The 23,162-nt window shown below is 69.2% G+C and carries 20 protein-coding genes and 1 pseudogene; 11 read left to right on the plus strand and 10 right to left on the minus strand.

Annotated features, from left to right (window positions below; all coding sequences use genetic code 11):
• The first annotated feature begins 33 nt into the window (after nt 1–33).
• The gene (locus tag AB0C30_RS48320) at nt 34–1,254 is read left to right on the plus strand and encodes an FAD-dependent monooxygenase (protein WP_357957127.1); all 1,221 of its coding nucleotides are present in this window, start codon (nt 34–36) and stop codon (nt 1,252–1,254) included.
• A gap of 56 nt (nt 1,255–1,310) precedes the next feature.
• Nucleotides 1,311–2,030, plus strand: a complete 720-nt coding sequence (locus AB0C30_RS48325) for a helix-turn-helix domain-containing protein (RefSeq protein WP_357957129.1) — start codon at nt 1,311–1,313, stop codon at nt 2,028–2,030.
• A 429-nt stretch (nt 2,031–2,459) separates the two neighbouring features.
• Here the strand turns inward: AB0C30_RS48325 and AB0C30_RS48330 are convergent.
• The 8 genes and pseudogenes from AB0C30_RS48330 to AB0C30_RS48365 all read right to left on the minus strand — a co-directional run bounded on the left by AB0C30_RS48330 (nt 2,460) and on the right by AB0C30_RS48365 (nt 11,541).
• Nucleotides 2,460–3,304 (minus strand): annotated as a pseudogene (locus AB0C30_RS48330) (Tn3 family transposase).
• Between the two features lie 437 nt (nt 3,305–3,741).
• Complete coding sequence (locus tag AB0C30_RS48335; RefSeq protein ID WP_357957131.1) at nt 3,742–4,857, minus strand: FAD-dependent oxidoreductase; 1,116 nt, start codon at nt 4,855–4,857, stop codon at nt 3,742–3,744.
• Nucleotides 4,854–5,987, minus strand: coding sequence for an ABC transporter ATP-binding protein (locus AB0C30_RS48340; protein ID WP_357957133.1), 1,134 nt, complete (start codon nt 5,985–5,987; stop codon nt 4,854–4,856). The genes AB0C30_RS48335 and AB0C30_RS48340 overlap by 4 nt, the downstream gene beginning before the upstream one ends.
• Nucleotides 5,984–7,273, minus strand: a complete 1,290-nt coding sequence (locus AB0C30_RS48345; RefSeq protein ID WP_357957135.1) for an ABC transporter substrate-binding protein — start codon at nt 7,271–7,273, stop codon at nt 5,984–5,986. The genes AB0C30_RS48340 and AB0C30_RS48345 overlap by 4 nt, the downstream gene beginning before the upstream one ends.
• 26 nt (nt 7,274–7,299) lie before the next feature.
• Entirely contained in the window at nt 7,300–8,115 is an 816-nt protein-coding gene (locus tag AB0C30_RS48350; protein WP_357957136.1) for a carbohydrate ABC transporter permease, read from the minus strand.
• A complete protein-coding gene (locus AB0C30_RS48355) occupies nt 8,112–9,074 on the minus strand; it encodes a sugar ABC transporter permease (protein WP_357957138.1) in 963 nt (320 codons plus the stop codon). Before AB0C30_RS48355 ends, AB0C30_RS48350 begins: the two co-directional genes overlap by 4 nt.
• Complete coding sequence (locus AB0C30_RS48360) at nt 9,071–10,132, minus strand: aminotransferase class I/II-fold pyridoxal phosphate-dependent enzyme (protein WP_357957140.1); 1,062 nt, start codon at nt 10,130–10,132, stop codon at nt 9,071–9,073. The genes AB0C30_RS48355 and AB0C30_RS48360 overlap by 4 nt, the downstream gene beginning before the upstream one ends.
• Nucleotides 10,133–10,212: 80 nt before the next feature.
• Nucleotides 10,213–11,541 carry an alkaline phosphatase family protein gene (locus AB0C30_RS48365; RefSeq protein WP_357957142.1) on the minus strand — a complete coding sequence of 443 codons (1,329 nt, stop codon included), beginning with the start codon at nt 11,539–11,541 and terminating at the stop codon, nt 10,213–10,215.
• 169 nt (nt 11,542–11,710) lie between these two features.
• Between AB0C30_RS48365 and AB0C30_RS48370 the strand changes: the two genes are divergently transcribed.
• From AB0C30_RS48370 to AB0C30_RS48390, 5 genes are all read left to right on the plus strand, one after another.
• Complete coding sequence (locus AB0C30_RS48370) at nt 11,711–12,559, plus strand: MurR/RpiR family transcriptional regulator (RefSeq protein WP_357957144.1); 849 nt, start codon at nt 11,711–11,713, stop codon at nt 12,557–12,559.
• A complete protein-coding gene (locus AB0C30_RS48375) occupies nt 12,556–13,236 on the plus strand; it encodes an HAD family hydrolase (protein ID WP_357957146.1) in 681 nt (226 codons plus the stop codon). The genes AB0C30_RS48370 and AB0C30_RS48375 overlap by 4 nt, the downstream gene beginning before the upstream one ends.
• Nucleotides 13,237–13,345: 109 nt before the next feature.
• Nucleotides 13,346–14,167: a 6-phosphogluconolactonase gene (locus AB0C30_RS48380; RefSeq protein ID WP_357957148.1), complete on the plus strand. Its 822-nt coding sequence runs from the start codon at nt 13,346–13,348 to the stop codon at nt 14,165–14,167.
• 40 nt (nt 14,168–14,207) lie between these two features.
• Nucleotides 14,208–15,509, plus strand: coding sequence for a hypothetical protein (locus AB0C30_RS48385; protein ID WP_357957150.1), 1,302 nt, complete (start codon nt 14,208–14,210; stop codon nt 15,507–15,509).
• Between the two features lie 2 nt (nt 15,510–15,511).
• Nucleotides 15,512–16,507, plus strand: a complete 996-nt coding sequence (locus tag AB0C30_RS48390) for a BadF/BadG/BcrA/BcrD ATPase family protein (RefSeq protein ID WP_357957152.1) — start codon at nt 15,512–15,514, stop codon at nt 16,505–16,507.
• A 110-nt stretch (nt 16,508–16,617) separates the two neighbouring features.
• On the opposite strand, the gene AB0C30_RS48395 is transcribed toward AB0C30_RS48390, so the two are convergent.
• The gene (locus tag AB0C30_RS48395; RefSeq protein WP_357957154.1) at nt 16,618–17,355 is read right to left on the minus strand and encodes a GntR family transcriptional regulator; all 738 of its coding nucleotides are present in this window, start codon (nt 17,353–17,355) and stop codon (nt 16,618–16,620) included.
• 298 nt (nt 17,356–17,653) lie between these two features.
• Here AB0C30_RS48395 and AB0C30_RS48400 point away from each other — a divergent pair, with 298 nt between their 5' ends.
• Genes AB0C30_RS48400 through manD form a run of 4 tightly spaced genes read left to right on the plus strand, consistent with a single transcriptional unit; the run spans nt 17,654 to nt 21,964 of the window.
• On the plus strand, nt 17,654–18,991 hold the full coding sequence (locus tag AB0C30_RS48400; RefSeq protein WP_357957156.1) for an extracellular solute-binding protein: 1,338 nt from the start codon (nt 17,654–17,656) through the stop codon (nt 18,989–18,991).
• 7 nt (nt 18,992–18,998) lie between these two features.
• Nucleotides 18,999–19,943 carry a sugar ABC transporter permease gene (locus AB0C30_RS48405; RefSeq protein WP_357957158.1) on the plus strand — a complete coding sequence of 315 codons (945 nt, stop codon included), beginning with the start codon at nt 18,999–19,001 and terminating at the stop codon, nt 19,941–19,943.
• The gene (locus AB0C30_RS48410; RefSeq protein WP_357957160.1) at nt 19,940–20,752 is read left to right on the plus strand and encodes a carbohydrate ABC transporter permease; all 813 of its coding nucleotides are present in this window, start codon (nt 19,940–19,942) and stop codon (nt 20,750–20,752) included. Before AB0C30_RS48405 ends, AB0C30_RS48410 begins: the two co-directional genes overlap by 4 nt.
• Nucleotides 20,753–20,776: 24 nt before the next feature.
• Nucleotides 20,777–21,964, plus strand: coding sequence for a D-mannonate dehydratase ManD (manD, locus tag AB0C30_RS48415; RefSeq protein ID WP_357957162.1), 1,188 nt, complete (start codon nt 20,777–20,779; stop codon nt 21,962–21,964).
• 282 nt (nt 21,965–22,246) lie between these two features.
• Here the strand turns inward: manD and AB0C30_RS48420 are convergent, their stop codons facing one another.
• Nucleotides 22,247–23,056, minus strand: coding sequence for a methyltransferase domain-containing protein (locus tag AB0C30_RS48420; RefSeq protein WP_357957164.1), 810 nt, complete (start codon nt 23,054–23,056; stop codon nt 22,247–22,249).
• Nucleotides 23,057–23,162 lie beyond the last annotated feature (106 nt).

The following is a 23,162-nucleotide window of genomic DNA, read 5'->3' on the forward strand; positions in this document are numbered from 1 at the left end:
AACATGATCTGGAAGCCTACAAAGGGAGTCGTCATGACCAACCACGGCAAAGCCGGCCGGGCGCTGGTGGTCGGGCTGGGGATCGCCGGCATCGCGACCGCATTGCGGCTGCACCAGATCGGCTGGGAGCCGGTAGTAGTGGAACGGGCGCCCGCCCGCCGCGCCGGCGGATACTTCATCGCGCTGTTCGGGTCCGGCATCGCCTCGGCCCGGCGGCTGGGCGTGCTGGAGGCCATCGGCGACCGCAGCGGTCCCCATGTCACCAGCTACGAGGTGGACCGCGCGGGGCACCGCCGTCCCGGCATGAACCCCTTCGCCATGGCCGCTGGCCCCCGGCCGCTGCTGCGCGGCGATGTGGAGCGAGGTTTGTTCACAGCGCTGCCGGACGATGTGGAGATCCGCTACTCCACCGTACCCACCCGCATCACCCAGGACGACGCCGCAGCCGAGGTGACGCTGCACGACATCGCCTCCGACACCACCGTGACCGAGCGCTTCGACCTGGTGATCGGCACCGATGGCATGCGCTCGACGGTGCGCAGGCTCGTCTTCGGCCCCGAGGAGGAGTACCTGCACCCGCTGAACTACATGGTCGGCGCCACCGTGCTGGACGGCCCGGTCGACGGCTTCGGCCTGCACGAGGGCCTGGTCCTGGCCGAGCCGGGCCGCTCGGTGTGGGCCTTCCCGTTCGCCGATCACGCCCCAAGCCTGCTGTTCTCCTACCGTACCGGCGACATCGACGCCGAATTCCGCCGCCCGCCGATCGAGTCCATCCGCGCCGCCTATGGCCCCGAACCCACCGGCCCCCTGCTGGAAGGGCTGCTGACGCGTTACGAGCAGGCAGCCGACGCGCTATTCGACTCGGTACAGCAGGTCAAGATGCCCCTCTGGCACCGTGGCCGTGTCGTCCTGATCGGCGACTCCGCCTGGTGCGTCACTCTGTACGCGGGCATGGGCGCCTCCAGCGGCATGGCCGGCGGCGAACTGCTGGGCACCATGCTCCAACGCCACCCCGGAGACCTGCCCGCGGCGTTGCGAGCCTGGGAGGAACGGATGAGGCCGTTCATCCACCTGCAGCAGGAAAGCGCCTTGCCCGGACGGCGTATCTTCACCCCGCATGATCGTAAGGAGCAGCTCCTGAGAGCTGGGATGATGCGCCTGATGCGGATGCCGGGCGTCGGCAAGGCCATGGGCAGGAGAATGTTCAACAACAAGGACATGCGGGCCAAGAACCTCGACGTCGCCGCCCTCTGATCGGTCCCGCACATACTGCAGCGGAAACTCGACAGCACGAAACGGAGGACAGCACGGTGAGCCAGCTGATCGAACACCACTCGCACAAAGCCGCCCGCATTCTGGACAGCGCCCGCGAGCTGGTGACCGATCACGGCGTGCGCAAGGTCACCGTCAGCGAGATCGCCGCGGCGGCAGGGGTCGGCAAGGGCACCGTCTACCTGTACTGGCCCACCAAAGAAGACCTCATCCTTGGCCTGTTCGCCCGCGAACTGCTGGCCTTCCTGGAGGCGATCATCGCCCGCATCACCGCCGACCCCACCGCCGTACAACCGCGCCACCTGGCCCCGCTACTGATCCGCACCGGGCTTCGCTCCCCACTGGCACGCCGCCTCACCACCAAGGACGCCGACCTGCTGCGGCTGCTCATCGAGCAGGCCGGCGACCGCGATCTGTTCGAGCGCACTCAGCCCAGCGCGATGTGCCAGGCGGTCATGCCGATCCTGCGCCGGCATGGACTGCTCCGCCAGGACCGCCCACTGGCCGACCAGTCCTACGCCATGCACGCCGTGCTCATCGGCTTCAACACCACCATGTCCGACTCCGGGTCCGCCCCGCCCAGCGCCGGCGACCCCGGCGAAGTCCTCGCCGACACCGTGGCCCTGCTCCTCGAACCCGCGGTCGCACCCGCCGACCAAGCCGTCACCGCTGCTGCCGACGACACCACCGCCGCCTTCCGCCAGATCAGGAACGCCGTCCTGGACATCATCGGCCGCAGCCAGACCCTCCAGCGATAAACCCGGCAGGCAAGGCCGACCACATTAGGGAAACCACGACGTCATCAGCCGCGGCGGCAACGAGGCGCTGTATCGGGGGCGACCGCGACAGCGTCGCCCGCATCCTCGTCGACCTGCAGGACTACCTGAAGATCTGCTGCTGACCGACATCGCGGAAGCGGGCTCGGCCGGTGGAGGCGGGCAAGCCGTGAAAGGGCGCAGCCCCGGAGCCGGCGCCTGCACGGGTGAAGGCGTAGCGGCGCAGGAAACATGAGGTGGTGCCAGAACCACTGCACAGTCCCGCCGCAGGTCCCGCGCACGCCGCGGTGAGTCCCACTGCGGATCTCGCAGAACGGCCTGTAGGAGCTGGGTGTTAATGAACACCAGCGAGGACTGCAGCAGGTGCAAGGTGGGCATGGACACCTCGGCGTGCTCACGGTCGGGCCCCGGTCAGAACGCCCTCGCGGCCGTAGAAGATCTTGTCGTTGGCGCTGTTCCAATTCTCCACGACCGGCAACCCGCTGTTGATCTCCGGCGCAGCTGCTCATCGGCGAGATAGTCGCAGGCGAAGATCGTGCGCACGACCCGGCCGAGCTCTTCCAGCGCCAGGCAGACCGGATGCTTGGGACCGTTGCCCTTCGTGAAACAGCGCAGCACCTGCTCGGTTTCCGCCGTGCGCAGTTGCAGCGCCGTCCCGTACTTGATCATCTGGTCATCATCGCGGGCGATGAGGTCCCAGTCGATCGGCCGTTTCTTGAGGATCTTGTCCATCTTTGGCCACGCGGCCGGAGCGGCTTCGGGCCTGTACAACTCGATCGCGCCGATGTTCTTCATCCGGGGCAGCAGCTTGCAGCCCAGCAGTTCGGTGAAGGCGAACCCGACGGTGGTGGCGCCGTGGGTGTCGGTGTGGTTCGCCTCGATCTCGGCGTTGGTGCGGTGCGCAGCAGGCCCTCGATCATCGCCGCGACCTCGGAGGAGGAACACGACTTCAGTTGCGAGTAGCTGCACAACCGGCCCTTGTCGACGTGCCAGTAGATCATGACGCCGTGACCGCCGTACCGGGCGTGGAACTCGGTCATCAGATTGGAGTCCCAGGAGGCGAACCGCTTGGAGTCCGAGGCGGTGCTGGTCGCCTCGCCCCACCAGCTCGGCTCGCGGGCCTCCAGGGTGGCGTTGACCACCGCGACGATCGCCGCCCGCAGGTTCTGACGGGTGAGGTAGGTCGCGCGCACGTGCCGCAGCGCGGCCTCGTCCTGGCCGTGGTCGCCGGTCGCGGCCATCTGCCGGATTCCCATGTTCGTGCGAGCGCGAAGCGTACGAGCAGCAGTCGGCGGTTCAGCGTCTGCTTGTCCAGCACCTCCCGGGTTGCCACCGATGTGAAGGCGTCGATGAGGAAGGCGGTGTCCTTGAGGACGTCGAGCAGGTCGATGGTGCCCCACCGGCGCTGGACTTCGGCCTTCAGTTTGCCGAGGTTCTTCGGCTCGGGCAGCTTGTCGAGCTTGGGGACGCTCACCCACGGTTTACCGCCCCGGGTGATGATCCGCACTCCGCCGGCGCTGCCCTGGGTCAGGCCGGTGTTCAGCTTGTCCAGGGCTACGTACTGAAACTGATAGCTAACTCTTCGCATATCGCCCGATTGGTTTGCAGGACTGGTCAGGGTGGCGGCTCACCGAAGCCATAAGAGGTCCAGGCCGGGTAGATCGGCTGGCGCGGGTCTCCAACATTGGATGATCTACCTTGCTCCATCCACGCTTCGGGTGACATTTCCGGACAGGCCCCAGTCTGGCCGGAATGGGGAGAGGATGGGGTCACGGAACTCGGTGAGGATCTCCGTGGCGAGCAGTCGGCCCAGGAGCGGGGCGAGGGTGATCCCGCTATGCGCGGAGAGTTCGTAGTAGCCGGGGAGAATCGCGCTTTCGCCTACGGCGGGCTTGCCGTCGGCTGGTGTCGGTCGTGGGCCTCGGGTGATTCGTCGTGGCGTGATGTGACCGGCGTCCGGGAACATGCGTCGGGCTCGGTCGAGGAGGGTTTCGGCGGCGAGTTCGGCCGTGGTCCGGTCGTGGTCGAAGAGGCGATCAATCTCGTGGCTGTGCAGAAGGGCACGACGGGGCCCATCAGGGCGGATGCCGAGCTGCGGGGTGCGGACGACGGTGGTCACAAGATCTCTGTCGGTGTCCGTTGCCACGACGAACCCGGACGTGACGTGAAGGGGCGGACGCGATACGGGGAGTTCGATGTCGGCGGCTCCGGCGCCCGTGGCGTCGACGACGCGGTCGGTGTCGGTTCGGTCTCCGTCAGCGAAGGTGATCTGAAGGCGGCCTGATCCGCTTGGGCTGATCGCGATGGCTTTGCGGTGCTGCATGGTGAGGCCGGTGAGGAAGTGCGCGCGGAGGGCTTCCGGGTCAGCCCATCCGTCGGCGGGGAACCACGCGACCGCGAGTGGTGGCGTGTCCAGGCGCAGGTGGGGTTCGCGTTCGCGGAACGTGCCGACGGGGAGGATCTCTCCGCCGTATCCGCGGGAGCAGGCGGCGTTGACTCGCCGCTCGGCGATGCGCAGGGAGTCTGGGCCGGTGGCGACGAAGTGCTGGCCGGTGAATCGGACGGCGGCTGCTCCGAGGGTGTGGGCGATGCGGCGGTACTCTTCGACGGCGCGGTCGTTGAGGGCGCAGAGGTCAGGGTCGCTCTTCGCGCTGCCGTTCACACACGCGAAAGACGCCGTCGTCGACCGAGCATCGCGCGTGTCCGCGTCGATGAGGGTGACGTGCGCGCCCTGGCGAGCCAGATGGTGTGCGGTGGCGGCTCCGAGGATGCCGGCGCCGAGGACGGTGACACGGGCGGGTGCGGTCATGAGAGGTCTGCTCGCTTGCCTTCGTCGTCGGGCAGGAAGATGTGGATGTCGTCTGGTCGCGCGTGGACGGTGGCGCTCTCACCCGCGCGGGGGCCATATCGCTCTCGTACGCGCAGCGGTGCGGAGAGCCCGCCGATGTGGACCATGTGATCGTGGCCGAGCATCTCGCTGAGCGCCACGCGACCTGTCACGGTGAGGGCGTCCGGTCCTCCGTCGTCACGCGTGAGCGACTCGGGGCGGATGCCGAGCGTGATGCGCTGCCCTTCGAACGATCGCAGCCGCTGTGGCAAGGCCACGGTGTTGTCACCGGAGCGGAACCGGCCTTCCTCGACGTGTCCGTCGATGAGGTTCATTCCGCCGAGGAATGATGCGACGAACGCGTTCTCGGGCCGGTTGTAGACCTGGTCGGGGGTTCCGTTCTGGGCGATCCTTCCGCCGTTCATGACGACGACTCTGCTGCCGAGGGTGAGTGCTTCGACTTGATCGTGGGTGACATAGACCATGGTGGTGCCCAGATCCCGCTGCAGGGCGAGGAGCTCCGCTCGCATGTCGACGCGTAGTTGCGCGTCCAGGTTGCTCAGCGGTTCGTCCATGAGGAGGACCCGCGGGCCGCGCACCAGGGCCCGGCCGATGCCGACTCGTTGGCGCTGTCCCCCGGAGAGCTCGGCTGGTTTCCGCTCGAGGAGCGCCTCGAGGCGCAGCAGCCGCGCGACCGCCTCGACCCGGCCGCGGCGTTCTTGTTTCGGCACGCGTGCCATCTTCAGCGGGAAGGCGATGTTGTCATGGGCGGTCTTGTCCGGGTAGAGCGCGTAGTTCTGAAAGACCATCGCCACGCCCCGACGTTGCGGTTCCATCGTGGTGACGTCTCGTCCGGCGACGTGGATGGAACCGCCTGTGGGTTGTTCGAGCCCGGCGATGCCACGCAGCAGGGTGGTCTTTCCGCAACCGGAGGGGCCGACGAGGACGGTGATCTCCCCGGGCAGGCAGTCGAGGTCGATCCGGTGGAGCGCGAGCGTACCGGATCCGTAGCGTTTGCTGACCTGGCGGATGGTGACACCGGCCGGCTCGGCCACAGCCGGCTCCTCCCGCATGGCGTCGGCCGCGGGCGGGTAATCGCCGAGGGTGGTCATGACAGGAGTCCCTTCGCGGCGTCGGCGGCCTCGTTCAGCGCGTCCTGGGGAGACTTTTCACCGGTGACCGCCCGGTAGATGCCGTTCTGGAGCTCCTTGGCGATCTCCGGACCGCGCTTCCCGGGCCAGCTGAACCAGCGGACCAGGTCCGTGCTCTGCTTGAGCGCCGCGGTGCGGGTGGGGCTGCTCTTCAAGAATTTCGCGAGGTACTCGTCGCTTTCGGCGGCGTAGTGGTTGACGGGCAGGTAACCGGTCGCTTTCGTGGTGGTCGTGGATCCCGCCGGGCCGACGAAGGCCTTGAGCGCCTTCCACGCCAGCTTCTGACGTTCGGGGGCGGTCGCGGTGATCACTAGAGCGTTCCCGCCGCCGGGCGCCTGCCGGTCCCCGCTGGTCGGAATGGGCAGTTCGGCGGTGCGCAGGTCGAACCCGGAGGTGCGTTCGTAGTTCGCGACCTGCGCGCTCGAATCGATCGCCATCGCGACGTCACCCCGGAAGAACGCCTCCCGCCCGTCGTCGGTGCCGTACGCGGGCATGAGGCCCGCTTCGACCATCCCCCGCCAGAACTCGAGCACCTTGACGCCCGGGTCCTTGTTGAAGGTGACGGCCGTCTCGGCGTCGTTCATCATGGAGCCGCCGTTGGAGCGGAGGAAGTTCTCGAACGACCACACGCTCTCGAAGTCCGACCAGTGACCGTATTTGGCGGTATGGGAGTCGACGATCGCGCGAGCGGCGGTCTTGACCTCGTCCCATGTCCGCGGCGGCTTGCCGGGGTCGAGGCCGGCCGCGGTGAACAGATCGGCGTTGTAGTACATCACCAGCATCGAGACCGCGTTCGGCATGCCGTAGAGCTTGCCGCCGACGGTGGTGAGGTCGAGCATCTCGTCGCTGTACTGCCGCAGGTCGAACTCCCTGTCACCGCTGGTGAACTGACCGAGAGGGACGGCGGCACCGGCTTCGACGAGCATGCGGACCTGATTGAGCCCGATCATGGTGATGTCCGGCGGGGTTCCCGCCGTCCGGTCGTTCTGCAAGCGGGCGAGGCTGTCTTCGTAGGAGTTTCCAGCCAGTTGAAGATCGACGGTGAGGCCGGTGCGTTCTTTCACGCTGCCGGCGATCTCGCCGAACGGCTTGGTGAACAGGCCGTCGAAGGCGTAGACGAGCGTGACCTTGTCCCCTGCCGCGTCGGGAGCCGAAGCGGTGGTGTCCGCGGAGCAGGAGGCAAGGAGGGAGATGGAAGCCGCCGCGGCGGCCACGGTCGCGCCGATCCGGCGGAGGGAGGTTCTCATGGGTCTTCTTTCTGTGCTGGTTGGAGTCAGTCGGAGGTGAGGCTGAAGCCGGCGATGAACTGTCGCTGGGCGATGAGGAAGCCGATCAGCAGGGGCACGATCGCCAGGAGCGAGACAGCCATCTGCGCGCCGTAACTGGTTCCGGATTCGAAGCTGACGAACCGCACGATCCCGAAGGGAACGGTCGCGTTGTCGGTGCTTCGCAGGACCACGGAGGGCCAGAAGTAGTCATTCCAGTGCGAGACGAAGCTGAAGACACCGAAGGACACCAGTGCGGGTTTGACGAGAGGGAACACCACTCGGGTGAGGGTCGCCCAGCCTCGTGCCCCGTCGAGGCGGGCGGCGTCGAACACCGACTGCGGGATGGTGAGGATGAACTGGCGGAGCAGGAAGATCCCGAACGCGGAGCTGACGAACGGCAGCACCAGACTCGGCATCGTGTCAAGGATCCCTAGCCTGCTGAACAGCAGGTAGATCGGGACGGCGACGATCTGTGTGGGGATCATCAGGCAGGTCAGCACGATCCACAAGCTCAGACTCCGGCCTCGGAACCGCAGCCGAGCCAGCGCGTACGCCGCCGGCAGGCACACCGTCACCTGGAGGCCGAAGATCATCGTGGCGGTGATGAAGCTGTTGATGTAGTAGCGGAGCATCGGGACTTCGCGGAACACCTCCGCGAAGTTCGCGAGGGTGAGTTCGGTCGGCAGAAACCCGTCGCGGAAGACTTGATTCTGTGGGGTGAAGGCGGTCAGCACCATCCACACGAACGGGGCGAGGATCGCGACCGCGCCGACCGCGAGGGCCAGATGGATGCCCGCCTGCGCTAGGGGGCGCGCTTTCATCGCGATCCCGCTTTCTCCAGGCGGGTGCCGAATCCGCGCATCTGCCAGGCCGTGACCAGCAGGCACAGCAGGAACAGGACGACAGTGGTGACGGCGGCCGAGCCGAAGTCGACGTTGCGGATGCCCTGTTGCCAGAGCAGGTGCGCGAGTGTGGTGGTGTTCTCGCCTGGGCCGCCGCGGGTCATCACCTGGGTTGTCTCGAACATCCGCAAGGCCGACGTTGTGGAGATGACGATGGTGAACACCGTCGCGGGGGCGATCGCCGGCCAGGAGACGTGCCAGAACCGGTGCCAAGCTCCAGCACCGTCGAGCAGGGCGGCTTCCTGGAGGTCTTTGCGGACGCCGGTGAGGCCGGCGAGGAAGATGACGGCATTGTAGCCGATGTTCTGCCAGTTGCCGACGATGGCCAGACCGGCGAGGGCGAGGTCGCTGGAACTGAGCCAACCGGTGCGTCCGATGAGCCCACCGAAGACGTGGTCGAACAGGCCCGACTCGGGGTAGAAGATCCACCGCCACGCCGCGGCCATCGCCACCAGCACCGCCGCGGTCGGGAGGAAATAGATGGCCCGCCAGATCGCCTGACCACGGGTGAGCGCGTTGATCCCGACGGCGACGAGCAGGCCCCCCGCCACCGAGGTCGGCACGGTCATCAGCGTGTACAGCAGCGTGTTGCCGAGCGCGTTGAGCAGTGCTGGGCTGGTGAGGACGCGGGCGTAGTTGTCGATGCCGACGAAGGTGATCTGCCCGCTGAGCGGGCTCCAGTCGAACAACGCGATCGCGAAGGCCAGAACAGCCGGCAGAGCGACGAACAGCAGCAGCAGGCCGGTAGCCGGGCTCAGCAGCGCGGCCGGTTCGAGCCGGTTCGGCAGCCGTACCCGGGGAGCCGGGAAATCGACGGGTCGCAGCCGCGCACGTGCCTGTTCGATGTCGGCGGTTCTGGCGGGAAGGGTCATGGTCATCGGCCGGCTCCGAGGGCGGCGGCAAGCCGTCGCACCCCGTCCGTGACGGTCTCGGGTGCCCCCGCATAGCTCACGCGTACGTGTCCCGGCGCCCCGAACGCGGCGCCGGGGACGACCGCGACGCCCGAGTCCTCGAGTAGCCGGCCGGCCAGCTCCGTGTCATCGAGCCCCCCGTGCGCGGATGTGGGCGGGAACAGGTAGAACGCTCCCTCGGGGGCCGGAAAGGAGATTCCCGCGGCAGAGAAGACGCCCATCAGCTCGTCGCGCAGGCAACGCAGTTCGCGGCGGGTCTCGGTCGCGACATCGGGCCCGGTGAGCGCGGCCAGAGCGGCGGCTTGTGCGACCCGGCTGACGTTCGAGCTGGTGTGTGACTGGATCGCGATCGCCGTCGCGGTGATCTCCGGCGGGGCGATGAGCCAACCGGTCCGCCAACCGGTCATCGCGTGGCTCTTACTGGTGCTGCCGATCGACACCACGTCGCACCCGGCGTCCAGAGCGGCCCGTGGGGTGGGGCGGATATCGGCGAAGCGCAGGTCGCGATAGGTGTCGTCGGAGATCACCCAGATGCGGTGGTCGGCCGCCCACCGCACGATCTGTTCGAGTTCGGTGTCGTCGTGGACGGCCCCAGTGGGGTTGTGGGGCGAGCATATGATCACCGCACGCGTCGCCGGAGTGCGCACGGCGTCCAGGTCCGCCGCACCGGGAAGGACATGCCCCTCGCGCGGGTACGCGAACACCGGCGTGGCGCCGGCGAGACGGATCGCCTCGGGGAAGGTGACCCAGTACGGCGCCGGAACGATCACCTCGTCACCAGGGCCCGCCAGGCTGCGAAGCGCGTTGTGGAGAGCCTGCTTCGCCCCGTTGGTCACGGCGACCTGGGCACGATCAGCGCGGATGCCGAGGCTCCGCGCCGCCCACCCGCTGATCGCGTCGCGGAGCTCGGGGTCGCCCGCCGTGTTGCCGTACCCGTGGCGAGAAGGGTCCTGAGCTGCGGCGATCGCCGCGTCGACGATGTGCCGCGGCGTGGGCATGGACAGCTGTCCCGCAGTGAGGTTCACGACGTCGCGTCCCTGCGCTTGCAACGTGCGGGCGAGCTCGCGCAACGATCCTGTAGGGGAAACGCTCACCTGGTGAGCAGTCATCGATAGGGCCTTTCAGCGAGAGTCGGAAGGCCGGCGAGGGCCTCAAGGATGGGGGTGCCGTCCACCTCATGCATGAGCGGGACGCCGAGGATCTCCAGCACGGTCGGGAGAACGTCGGGCAAGCCGACGGGCCGGCTGACAGTGAGCGCCCGCGCGATATGAGGGCCGTGGAGGATGAGCGGGATGCCGACATCGTCAGGCAGGAGGGTTCCGTGGGTGGCTGCGACCGTGCCGTGCGGATCGACCGGTAGCGCGTACGGGTCCACGGTGACCAGGACCGCGGGGCCGAGAAGCGGATGATCGCACCCGGCCTCGGCCATCGGCCGCACTCCGGGAACCCCGTACTCCGCGTCGGCGTACACGCAATCGGCCCACGCCTGCTCACGACACCACCGCACGAGATCACGACGCAGCGATGGACGCGCGTCCGCTGCGAGGTGGAGAGCGAAGGCCGCACCGCTGACACAGATCGTCACCAGTTCGGCCAGCGCCGCGGGCAGGTGGTCGAACAGCTCCTGCCCGAGCAGCGCACCTGGTGGAAGAGCGACCATGCCGTGGTCAGCGGTCACGATGGCGTCGACCGATCGGTTCCTGAGGCGCACAGAGGCGAGCAGCCGGTCCAGCTCCGCGTCGATATGACCAAGCATCGTGGCGGCCGCGCCCAGTCCCGCGGCGTGCCGGGTCTCGTCCGGTTCGCCGCACCAGAACACCAGCACGTCCGGATCGATCCGGTCGAGCAACGGCCCGGACGCGGCGTCCACCGCCCAGGAGAGCATCACATCCGCATCCGACGGCGGAGCGCCATGATCGCGCTCGAGAAGGGGACGGAGCGACGCCGGCAACACAGGCCCGACGACCGGATCGGCGGAGGCCATCACCACCGCTCCCCCGGCCGAGTCCACTTCGGGGTGGAGCAGATACGCGCACCCGGCACTGCCGGTGCCGACGACCATCACCCGCAGGCCCACCGCGGCGAGAATCTCCCCGAGCGTGGGCACCTCCACCGCCCGCCCGCGCACGGACCGCATCGTGAGGACCTCTCGGACCGCACCGGTGTTCAGGACACCCTCAGGGGTCCAGATCCGGTTCCCGATCACCCCGGTTCGACGCGGTAGACAGCCCGTCACCAGCGAAGCCGCCGCGGCACGGGTCACGGACGGCAGCACGGTACGCGCGGCCGTGCACCGCACACCGTCTTGGGCGAGACCCGACAGCGCGGGCATCACCCGCCCGGTGATGTCATCCGCACGCAGCCCGTCAACGACGAACAGCACGACCCTGGGTCGCTTCGCGGAACGTTCACGCGCCTGGCCTTCAACGTTCATCGTCCGCAGCCCCTCCCATCCGTATGGCACCGAACCCTTGCGAGTAGACTTTCTAACGTAGTGCTCTGAACGGAAAGTAAACTCCAAGCAAGCGGTCAGGTAGTTCTGGAAAGGACACAGCGCAGCGATGCCGTCACACTCCCCCGAGCCACGCCCCGCACAAGATCCGATGAGAGAGGTCCTCGCTCGCAGCAGGAGCAGCTACCCGTCACTGTCCAGCGCCGAGCGCCGCGTCGCCGACGCGCTCGAAGCAGCACCCCAGGAGCTGCTCCGGCTCCCGCTCAAGGCGTTCGCGGAACGGGTCGGCGTCGGTGAGGCGACCGTCGTCCGCTTCTGCCAGTCCATCGGCTACGACGGTTTCCGCGGACTGCGGATCGAATTGGCCACCCGCGCGCTCGTCACGACCAGCGACCCCCTGTCCCCGGTATCCCCGAGCGACGACGTCGCGACCATCACCGACAAGGTCCTGCGCTCCGGCATCGACGTGCTCACCGACACTCTCGCCACCATCGACAAGAGCGCCGTGTCCGCCGCCGTCGACGCGATCGCCGAAGCCTCGCGCGTGGAATGCTTCGCTGTCGGCAGCTCCGTCCCGATCGCTCTCGACCTCTACTACCGGCTGCTGCGACTCGGCGTGCCGACCAGCGTCGCGACCGACCCGCACATGCAAGCCACCTCCGCCGCCCATCTGACGGACACGGCCGTCGCGCTCGGGATCTCGCATACCGGGCGCTCGTTCGAGACGCACGCGACCTTCCGATACGCGAAAGCCGCCGGCGCCAAGCGGATCCTCATCACCAGCTACCGCGGCACACCGATCGGGGAGCTCGCCGACATCGAAATCGTCGTCGCCTCCCCCGAACCCACCCTCCGCCCGGACGCCGTCTCCAGCCGGCTGGCGCACCTCGCCGTCGTCGACGCCATCAGCGTCGCGCTCGCCATGAAAGACCCGGAACGCGCGGACGAAGCACTTCTGAGAGACGACGCCATCATCGCCGAGCGAGAGGTCACCAAATGACCCCCATCACCCTCGCCGTCCTCGACCTGGCAGGCACGACAGCCCAGGACAACGGCATCGTCGAAAAGGCCGTGCGCACCGCCGTACACACCATTACCGACGGAAACACCCCGCCCCACCTCGCCGAACGCTTCCACGCCATGCGCGGCGGCTCCAAGATCGACATGTTCCGGCACATCCTTGACGGCGACGCGCACCTCGCCGACCGAGCACACGACCTCTTCGAACAAGACCTCCTCGAACGCATCCGCGCCGGGCAGGTGCGGCCCATCCCCGGCGCCGCCGACACGCTCGCGCACCTCCGCGACCGCGGCATCCGTACCGCGCTGACCACCGGCTTCTCCCCGGCAGTGCGCGACGAGCTGCTCGACGTCCTCGGGTGGCGACCCCTGATCGACCTCGCGCTCTCGCCGCGGGACGCCGGACGCGGCCGCCCGCACCCCGACCTGATCTGGACCGCGGCGCTGCGGCTCCACGCCGGCAGTTGTACGAGCATCGCCGTGGCCGGCGACACCAGCAACGACCTCCACGCGGGAACACGAGCCGGCGCTGGAATCGTCGCAGGCGTCCTCACCGGCGCGCACGGGCGCGAACGGCTCGAACTCGCCCCTCACACCCACATCCTCGACACCGTCAACGGCCTGCTCCCCCTCATCGACGGCGCCCGCGGCGAGTAGCCGATCGCGGCGCCCGGACCGCTCAGCTTCCGACATCCTCGCCATTGCGAGAACCAGGCAGACCAAGCTAGGGTGACTGGTATAACTGGTCCACTGAGGAGTTGAGTCCGTGCGCGTGCCGCCAACCGTGTTCCCCGATCCCGAGGCTCTGGGACGCGCCCTCGCCGCGGAGATCGCGACGGAGCTCGAAGACGCCGCCCGCCGCGGCCGGCCGTACGTTCTCGGCTGTCCCGGCGGGCGCAGCGCGCACAGCACCTACTCGGCGCTGGCGGACGAGGTCGCGGCCCGGAGGCTGGACCTGGGCCACGTGGTGATCGCCATGATGGACGAGTACGTCGTCCGCGCCGAGGACTCCGGCCTGTTCCGCCGGATCGCCCCGGGCCTGCCGCACAGCTGCGTGCGTTTCGGCCACGCCGAGATCGTCGAGCCGCTCAACGCGGCGGCCGGCGCCGGGCGCGGCATCACCCACGACAGGCTCTGGGTGCCCGATCCCGCCGACCCCGACGAGTACGACCGCCGGATCGCCGGCATCGGCGGCGTCGACCTGTTCATCCTGGCCTCCGGCGCGAGCGACGGCCACATCGCCTTCAACCCCGCCGGCACCGGCGCGAACACCCGCACCCGCGTGGTGGAACTGGCCGAGCGGACCCGCCGCGACAACCTCGTCACCTTCCCGACGTTCGGCGGGCTGGAGGAGGTCCCCGCGTACGGCGTGACCGTGGGCGTCGGGACCATCCGGGACCTGTCGAAGCGCGTCGTGATGGTGGTGCACGGCGCGGACAAGGCCGAGGCGGCGCGCCGGCTCGCCGCGGCCGAGGGCTACGACCCCGGCTGGCCCGCCACCGTTCTGAGCGACTGCGCCCGGCCCCGCCTGCTCGCCGACGCGGCGACCGGCCTGGTGGCCGCGCAGCCCGCGTTCGACCGTCCCTGACCTGCACCTAGCCTCTATTGACACCCTTGAGGAGACAGTTATGGCCCGCATCAAGCTCGCGTATCTCGGCGGAGGTTCGTCGCGCGCTCCCGGGACGATGGCGTCGTTCATGCATCACGGCGCGGAGTTCGACGGCTCGGAGTTCGTGCTGATCGATCTCGACCCCGCACATCTGGAGAACGTCAAGACGATCACCGAGAAGATGGCCCGCAACGCCGGTCTCGACATCACGGTGACCGCGACCACCGACCAGCGGGAGGGACTTCGCGACGTCGACGCGGTGTTGTCCAGCTTCCGGCCGGGCGGATTCGCGGCGCGGGCGATCGACGAGCGGATCCCGCTGAAGTACGGCGTCATCGGCCAGGAGACGCAAGGACCCGGTGGCATGATGATGGCGCTGCGCTCCGTGCACGTCATCAAGGAAGTGTGCGCGAACCTCGCCGAGGTCGCGCCGGGGGCGCGGATCTTCAACTACACCAACCCGGTCAACATCGTCTCTCAGGCCGTGGCCGACAACACCGACATTCCGATCGTGTCGTTCTGTGAGGGGCCGATCGTCTTCCCGCCGGTCGTGGCCAAGGCGGCGGGGCTCGACCCGGACAAGCTGGCCGCCAACATGACCGGGGTCAACCACAACTGCTGGTCGAACGAGGCCACCTACGACGGCCAGGACGCTTTCCCGATCCTGCGCGAGCGCTGGGAGGCGCTACGGGACCGGCCGACCGACGACGTCAACGGCATGCGCGCGCTGCACCTCGCCGTGGCCATGGAGTCGATTCCGTCGGATTACTTCAACTACTACTACTTCAAGGACGAGATCCTCCGCGAGCGGCAGCTGGCGCCGCTGACCCGGTCGGAGGTCATCATGGCCTCGCTCGACGGCTACTGGGCGCACTACCGCGAGCAGGCCGAGTCTGACGCGCCGCACCTCGACCCGGCGCGTTCGCGCGGCGGCATCCATGAGCTGGAGCTGGCGATCGACGCGATCAGCGCGTTCTACAACGACACCGGCGCGCGACTGCCGTTCAACATCCCCAACGCCGGCGGCGCGCTTCCCGGGTTCGACGAGCGCACGGTGGTCGAACTGTGGGGCACCGTCGACGCGAAGGGCTTCCACCCCGAGCCGCAGAAGCCGCTGCCCCGCTCCGTACTCGGCATCACCCGCCAGCTCGCCGATTACCAGATCCTCACGGCCAAGGCGGCCTGGGACGGCACGGTCGCCGATGCGGTACGCGCCCTGACGGCCAACCCGCTGGTCCCCTCGCTCACGGTCGCCGAGGCGCTGTACGGCGAGCTCGCCACCGCCCAGGCCGCTTGGCTGCCCGAGCGGCTGATCCCCTGATCATGAGCACGCTCTACCTCGGCGTCGACGCCGGCAACAGCAAGACCGCCGCGCTGGTCTGCGACGCGACCGGGATGATCGCCGGGGCGGGCCGGTCGGGCTGCGGCGACATCTACGGCGCGGCCGGTCCGGAGGCGGCGGTGAGCGAGGTGCTGGCGGCGATCGGCACCGCCCTCGCCCAGGCGGGGGCGCGCCGTGCCGACGTCGCCGGCGCGGCCTTCCGGCTGGCCGGGGTCGACTGGCCCGAGGACCGGACCTACTGGGAGCACGCCCTCGGCGAGAGGTACCCCTCCAGGTCGATACTCAACGACGGGTACGCCGCGATCCGGTGCGGCGAGCCGTCCGGTGTCGGCGTCGCGGTCGCGGCCGGCACCGCCGCGGCTATCGCGGCGCGCGGCCCCGACGGAACCCTGTGGGACATGGGCTGGCGGGGCCAGCACGCGATGGGCGCGCTCGGCCTGGCGATCGAGGCGTTCCGCGCCGTGAACCTGGCCGAACTCGGTCTCGGCCCACGAACGGAGCTGACGGCGGCGCTGCTGGCGCACTACGACCGGCCCTCGGTGGATGAGCTGAACCACTGGTTCACCCGTCGTGAGGGAGCCGCCACCCACCCGCAGAAGGCCGGGTGCGCGCGGGCGGTCACCGCCGCGGCGGTCGCCGGCGATCCGGTCGCGGTGGAGATCGTCCAGGCGCAGGGCCGTCACCTCGCCATGTACGCCGGCGTGGCCGCGCGGCGTACCGGCCTGATCGCCGCCGGCGGGCCGGTGAGCGTGGTGCTGTCCGGGTCGGTGCTCATGGCGGACGCCTCCCCGGTCACCCGGGCGATGCTGGCGGAGTTGCCCGCGCACGTCCCCGGCGCGGTGCCGCACCGCGGCGCGCTCCCCCCTGTCGCCGGGGCGACGCTGGACGCTCTGGGCGAGGGTGGCGTGCCCCTGAGGGAAGCAGTTCTGGACCGACTGGCGGGCACGCTCCCGCCGAAGGCGTTCCTCGAAACCTGACAGGACTCCACCTCCTGAGAGGAGCGCCATGAGCGCGCCCATCGAGCCGGGCGAACCGCCCGTCGGCCGTCATGTCCGACGGGCCGGCCGGCGTACGCGGCCTGACGCCGTCAGATGGGGCGGAACAGGTCGGCCTGGAAGCGGTAGGCGTCGCTGCGGTAGATCATGCGGCCGGCGAGAATGGGAGTGCCGTCGTCGGCGTAGGTGACCTCCTCGCCGACCAGCACCGGGGCGCCGCGATCGACCTGGAGCAGCCGCGCGATCTCCGCGTCGGCGGCGTCCGCGCGCACGGTGTAGGAACTACGTGCGATGCGGATGCCGCACTCGCGCTCAAGCGTCTCGTACAGGGAGCGGTCGGTGAGGTCGACGTCGGCCAGTGCCGCCGCCTGGGACAACACCACCACGCTCGAGTCGAGACAGACGGGCACCCCGTCGAGACTGCGCAGCCGGCGCAGCTCCAGGACGCGCGCGGCCGGGGCGATGCCGAGCTGCTCGGCCTCCTCGAAGCTCGCCGGTCGCTCACTCCGCAGCAGGATCTCCGCGGTCGCGGTGAGGCCGCGGGCTCTGGCCATCTCCGAGAAGCTCTGCAGGGTGCTCGGCGGCTCGCCGACGACGTTGCGGGCGACGAACCAGCCGCGCTGCGCGGAGCGCTCCAGCTTGCCCTCGTCAGCGAGGCGAGCCAGGGCATGACGTAGAGTCGAACGGCTGACGCCGAGGCTTTCGGCCAGGTCACGCTCCCCGGGAAGCCGGCTGCCCGCCGCGAACACTCCCCGCCGGAGGGCGTCACCGAGCCTCCGGTAGGTCTCCATGACGGCGCTGCCCGCCTCCGTGTCCACACCGGTGCTCATGGCGGTCACGGTAGCACGCGGGAGCGGACCAGACATACCGAATTCTCGCACGGGATCGCCGGACGGCAATGGCGGACACTCCCCTTACCGCTGGAACGCCAAGCAAACCATTTGATGACATCTGGACTAACTGGTCTGGTCACCCTATGCTCGTCGATACCCGGGAGCCCGTCGGCTCGCCGATGAGGCGGCTGCCGACGTCACCGTCCGGCGGAGCCCGTTCCTCCCCTCGAAGACAGGAGACACCGTGGTCACGCTCGGAAGAACCACGCTCGGAAGAACAAGGCGACTCGCCGCCGTGGCGACATCACTCGCGGCGGCGGGGCTGCTCACGGCTTGCGTGCCCGGCGCCTCCGGCGGGGCCGTGACCGAGACCTCGACGGCCGGACCGGTCATCACCGACCCGGCGAAGATGGGCAAGGCCAGCCTCCGGGTGCTCGACTACTTCACCGGCGGCACCGACCTCGCCTGGATCAACGACGTCGTCTCGGCATTCGAGAAGAGGTACCCCAACATCAAGGTCGAGCGGACCTCCATGCCGTGGGACGACGTGATGAAGGCGCTGCCGCTGAGGCTGCGGTCCGGGAACCCACCCGACATCGTGCCCGCCAACAACGGCTGGCAGTCGCTCGGCACCCTGGTCCAGGGCGGGCTCGTCCGCAACCTCGACGACTACGCCGACGCGTACGGCTGGCGCACGAAGTTCCCGGCGTCGATCCTGCGCCAGCACCAGTTCTCCACCGACGGCAAGCAGATGGGCACCGGGTCGGTGTTCGGCGCCCCGGTGGCACGGGCGTCGGTCGTCGAGGTGTACTACAACCGCTCGCTGCTCAGCCGGATCGGCGCGACCGTGCCGAAAACCTTCGCCGACTTCGACAGCGCCCTGGCCAAGGCCAAGTCAGCCGGACTCACGCCGATCTCCCTGGGCAATCTGGAGCAGGTGGGCATCACCGGCCCGCTGTTCGCCACGATGGACGCCCTCGGGCAGCAGAACCGGATCTCCGACTTCATCTACTCCCAGAACGCCGTCCAGATGGCCGACACGGGCTTCCCCGAGGCCGCCGCCAAAGTGAAGCAGTGGGCGGACAAGGGCTATCTCACCAAGGACTTCGCCGCCGTCCCGAGCCAGGACGCGGCACAGGCGTTCGTCGACGGCAAGGCGCTCTTCCGGTTCGACTACTCCGGCTCTCTGCCGCTGAAGAAGGGCCAGAGCAAGGACTTCGGATCGTTCCTGATGCCCCGCGCGGACGGCGGCCACGCGGTCGCGACCGCGTCGTCGGCCAGCAACCTCTCCGTATCCGCCAAGACCGCGCACCCGGACGCCGCCGCGGCGTTCCTGAACTTCGCGGCCAGCCCCGAGGCCGCGCGGATCGCCGTGGAGCACACCACGATGCCGCTGCTCGCCACCGTCGAACCGGCCGGTGACGACCCGCTGTTCGCCGACGACGTCGCCGCGGCGGCCCAGCTCTCGGCCGACGATGCCTCCGTCCCGTACCTCGACTGGGCCACGCCGACCCTGCTCACCACGATCCAGACGCAGATGCAGGACCTGCTCGCCGGCAAGGTCCAGCCGGAGGCGGTCGTCCGATCGGCGCAGGCCGACTACGACAAGTTCCAGCGAACGCTGGGGAAGTAGCCGCGCCATGGTGACCGTGAAGCAACTCCCGGCGCGCAGCGCGTCCGCGCGGACCACGCAGCATGCGCAGGCACCCTCCAGCCACCGCCGCAGGCGCCGGTGGCTGGGGCTGGCCTACCTGGCGCCCGCCCTGCTCGTGTACGGGATCGTCGTGCTCGTTCCCGCGGTCCAGGGCGTGTGGCTGTCCTTCTACCGCTGGAACGGCATCACCGCGGCGACGTGGGCGGGCCTGGCCAACTACCTCGGCTTCCTCCAGGACCCGGCGCTGCGGCAGGCGATCGAGCACACCCTGTTCTTCATCGTGTTCTTCTCGGTCCTGCCCATCACGCTCGGCCTGACCAGCGCCGCGCTCACCGCCCGCAAGGACGTCAGGGGCGCGGCGGTCTACCGCTGGATCATCTTCCTGCCACAGGTCCTCACCCCGGCGGTCACCGCGGTCATGTGGAAGCGCGTTTACGCACCCGACGGGCCGATCAACTCGGTGCTGCGCGCCTTCGGCCTCGACTCCCTGGCCCACGGCTGGCTGGGCGACTACGACTGGGCGCTGCCCGCGATCGGCCTCGCCGGCACGTGGGCGGCCTTCGGCCTGTGCATGGTGCTGTTCATCGCCGGCACGCAGTCCATCCCGTCAGAGCTGTACGACGCGGCGCGGGTGGACGGCGCGGGCCCCCTGCGCGAGTTCCGAACGGTGACCCTCCCCGGGCTGCGCGGGCAGCTCGCGATCGCCGTGACCCTCACGGTGCTGGGCGCGATCCGGGTGTTCGACATCGTGTGGCTCACCACCCGCGGCGGCCCCGGCACCTCGACCATCACCCCCACCATCGTCATGTACCAGCGCGCCTTCGCCAATCCCGATGTCGGGGCGGCCTCCGCCATCGGTGTCGTCCTGGCGCTGGTCTCCCTTCTCATCGCGCTCGTCGTGGTACGGCTCACCGAGGACGGAACCCGATGATCTCCACCCGGGAAAAGCTCTTCAACTACGCGTTCCTGACGCTCCTGGCCGCCAGCGTGCTGTTCCCGATCGTGTACATCCTCGGCGTGGCCCTCAGCCCCAGCACCAGCGGCACGCTCGACCTCGCCCATCCGCAGTGGTCCAACTTCGCCGCCGCGTGGCAGCAGGCCGGCTTCGCGCACTACCTGCGCTCCAGTGTGATCATCACCGGGATCGTCGTGCTCGTCTCCACCGTGCTGGCAGTGATGAGCGGGTACGCGTTCGGCGTGCTCGGCGTGGTCGGGGAGAAGGCCATCTTCCCGCTCATGCTCCTCGGCATCATGATCCCGATGGAGTCGATCATCGTGCCGCTGTACTACGACTTCCTGTCCTTCGGCCTCACCGACGGCTACCAGGGCATCATCCTCGCGCACGTCGGCATGGGCGTGAGCTTCGGCGCATTCTGGATGCGCGCGGCGTTCCGTACGGTGCCGGCCGGCATCGCCGAGTCCGCCGAACTCGACGGAGCCGGCTCCTGGACGCGCCTGTGGCGGATCTACCTGCCGATCTCCCGGCCGGCCATCCTGACGTTCGTCGTGCTCAGCTTCATGTGGACCTGGAACGACTACTTCCTGTCCCTGATCCTCGTGGCCGACTCCGGCCACCAGCCCCTGACGCTGGGGCTCGGCACGTTCTCGGGCCGCTACCTCGTGCAGGTCAACCTGCTGGCCGCCGCGGCGGTGCTCATGTCGCTGCCCATCGTCGGCCTCTACCTGTTCTTCCAGCGGCAGTTCATCCGCGGCATGCTCTCCGGCGCCCTCAAGGGCTGATCCCCGTTCTCAGAAAGGTCGCTCATGAAGATCGTCGACGCCACTGTGGTCCTGACCAGCCCGGGCCGCAACTTCGTCACTCTGAAGGTGGAGACCGACGAGGGCGTCACCGGCCTCGGCGACGCGACTCTCAACGGACGTGAGCTCGCCGCGGCCGCCTACCTGCGTGACCACGTCGTCCCCCTGCTCCTGGGGACCGACCCCCACCGCATCGAGGACACCTGGCAGTCCCTCTACCGGGGCGCGTACTGGCGGCGCGGGCCGGTGACGATGGCCGCCATCGCCGCCGTCGACACGGCGCTGTGGGACATCAAGGCGAAGGTCGCGGGCCTGCCGCTCTACCAGCTGCTGGGCGGCGCGAGCCGGGAGCGGGTCGGCACCTACGGCCACGCCGGCGGGCGCGACATTCCGGAACTGCTCGACTCCGTCCGCGCCCGGCTCGCCGACGGCTATCCGGCGATCCGGGTGCAGGCGGGCGTCCCGGGCCTCAAGCGGGTGTACGGCGTCACCTCCGCCACCGGGCGCCGCCCCGTCGTGGAGGACTGGGACACTGCCGCCTACCTGCGCACCATCCCCAAGGTGTTCGACGCGGTACGCCAGGAGTTCGGCCCCGACCTGCCGCTGCTCCACGACGCCCACCACCGCCTCACCCCGAATCAGGCGGCCCGGCTGGGGAAAGATCTTGAGCCGTACGACCTGTTCTGGCTGGAGGACTGCACCCCCGCCGAGAACCAGGAAGGGCTGCGCCTCGTCCGCCGGCACACCACCACACCCCTGGCCATCGGCGAGGTCTTCAACACCGTCTTCGACTACCAGACACTGGTGACCGAGCAGCTCATCGACTACGTGCGCTCCGCCGTCACCCACTTCGGCGGGGTGTCCCCGCTGAAGAAACTGTTCGACTTCGCCGCCCAGTACCAGATCAAGAGCGCCGTCCACGGACCCGAGGACATCTCCCCCGTCGGCATGGCCGCCGCCATCCACCTCGGCCTGGCGATCCACAACTTCGGCATCCAGGAGTACGCCGGACACACCGACCTGACCCACTCCGTCTTCCCCCACGCCTACACCTTCACCGACGGCCACCTGCATCCGGGACAAGCGCCGGGGCTCGGCGTCGACCTCGATGAGGAACTGGCGGCCGCGCACCCGTACGAGCCGTCCTACCTGCCGGTCAACCGGCTCCAGGACGGCACCGTCCACGACTGGTAATGCCTCTTCGAGAAGCCCAGCTCGCCTGGGGAGCGGGTACGAACTCAGCGGCGAGCACGTCCACGCGCGTACCACCGGTCCCGCCGACGCGCAGCCGTCCCGTGCGGATGAGGCCGCCGGATGACCGGCACCCCGTTCCCCCTGTGGAATTTCCTGCGCGGGCTGCGTCGCCCACGATGAGGACACGGTGAGGACCGGCGACCGCCTGGTGACCCTCGCGAGGACGGTCTGAGGCGGACACCGGTCGTCGTACCCGCCCCGGCTCTCACGGCCGGGTCCCCGTCAGGCGCGGGTCCCGGTGGCGAATCGCACCGTGCGGGGGAGCACGAACGTCTCGTACGCCAGGGCGTCTTCCAGGGCCGCCCTGGCCTCCGGGTGCAGGTATTCGGGGATGGTCTCCAGGGAGGCGCGGCGGGCGGCCGACCACAGCCAGTCCCATACCTGTCCGGCCTCGACGACCACCTCGAACACCACGTCCTCGCAGCGAACCCCCTCCAGTCCGCCCGCCACGAGCAGCTCGGTCAGCTCCTCGGCCGTGTTGAGGGTGCGGTGGAAGGGGGCGGTGCCCGCGTCGGCGGTGTACGGGGCCAGGGCCCGCGCCACGAGGCCGAGCAGGTCGGCCTCGGCCGGGCTCGCCTGGGCCAGCAGGCTGGCGGCCAGCCGTCCGCCGGGCCGGAGGAGGCCGGTCATGGAGCGTACGGCGGCCAGCGGGTCGGGCAGGAAGTACAGCATCATCCCGGCCAGCACGACGTCGAACCGCTCGCCGGGCAGCAACTCCTCGGCCCGTTCCGCGTCACCCTGGAGGACCGTCGCGTGCGTCAGGCCGTGCCGCTCGATCTCGGCCGTGGTGGCGGCGACCATCCCCGGCGCGAGGTCCAGCCCGACCACCCGGCCCGTCGGCCCCACCGCCCCTGCCGCTGGGACGAGCGAGGCGCCGGTCCCGCATCCGACGTCCAGCACCCGGTCGCCCGGCTCCGGCGCGGCCTGCCGTACCAGCTCGGCGGCCACCGGGCCGAAGAACGGCACGCCGACCTGTTCGTAGGTGCCGGACGCGCGGTCGAACACACCGGCCATGTACTGCTTGGCATCCATGACGACTCCTTTGCGACAGAGGGGGGGAGGAGAGGGTGGAGTTGCGGTGGGAAAGGCAATCACAGCGGGCACTGGGCACTGGGCATCAGGCCGTCAGGCCCGAGGC

Source organism: Nonomuraea sp. NPDC048901, assembly GCF_040649695.1.
GTDB lineage: Bacteria > Actinomycetota > Actinomycetes > Streptosporangiales > Streptosporangiaceae > Nonomuraea.

Coding starts and splice junctions, on each gene's coding strand:
- AB0C30_RS48320 (WP_357957127.1), top strand. CDS start 34: ATGACCAACCACGGCAAAGCCGGCCGGGCGCTGGTGGTCGGGCTGGGG.
- AB0C30_RS48335 (WP_357957131.1), bottom strand. CDS start 4,857: ATGACCGCACCCGCCCGTGTCACCGTCCTCGGCGCCGGCATCCTCGGA.
- AB0C30_RS48340 (WP_357957133.1), bottom strand. CDS start 5,987: ATGACCACCCTCGGCGATTACCCGCCCGCGGCCGACGCCATGCGGGAG.
- AB0C30_RS48345 (WP_357957135.1), bottom strand. CDS start 7,273: ATGAGAACCTCCCTCCGCCGGATCGGCGCGACCGTGGCCGCCGCGGCG.
- AB0C30_RS48350 (WP_357957136.1), bottom strand. CDS start 8,115: ATGAAAGCGCGCCCCCTAGCGCAGGCGGGCATCCATCTGGCCCTCGCG.
- AB0C30_RS48355 (WP_357957138.1), bottom strand. CDS start 9,074: ATGACCATGACCCTTCCCGCCAGAACCGCCGACATCGAACAGGCACGT.
- AB0C30_RS48365 (WP_357957142.1), bottom strand. CDS start 11,541: ATGAACGTTGAAGGCCAGGCGCGTGAACGTTCCGCGAAGCGACCCAGG.
- AB0C30_RS48370 (WP_357957144.1), top strand. CDS start 11,711: ATGAGAGAGGTCCTCGCTCGCAGCAGGAGCAGCTACCCGTCACTGTCC.
- AB0C30_RS48375 (WP_357957146.1), top strand. CDS start 12,556: ATGACCCCCATCACCCTCGCCGTCCTCGACCTGGCAGGCACGACAGCC.
- AB0C30_RS48385 (WP_357957150.1), top strand. CDS start 14,208: ATGGCCCGCATCAAGCTCGCGTATCTCGGCGGAGGTTCGTCGCGCGCT.
- AB0C30_RS48390 (WP_357957152.1), top strand. CDS start 15,512: ATGAGCACGCTCTACCTCGGCGTCGACGCCGGCAACAGCAAGACCGCC.
- AB0C30_RS48395 (WP_357957154.1), bottom strand. CDS start 17,355: ATGAGCACCGGTGTGGACACGGAGGCGGGCAGCGCCGTCATGGAGACC.
- AB0C30_RS48405 (WP_357957158.1), top strand. CDS start 18,999: ATGGTGACCGTGAAGCAACTCCCGGCGCGCAGCGCGTCCGCGCGGACC.
- AB0C30_RS48410 (WP_357957160.1), top strand. CDS start 19,940: ATGATCTCCACCCGGGAAAAGCTCTTCAACTACGCGTTCCTGACGCTC.
- manD (WP_357957162.1), top strand. CDS start 20,777: ATGAAGATCGTCGACGCCACTGTGGTCCTGACCAGCCCGGGCCGCAAC.
- AB0C30_RS48420 (WP_357957164.1), bottom strand. CDS start 23,056: ATGGATGCCAAGCAGTACATGGCCGGTGTGTTCGACCGCGCGTCCGGC.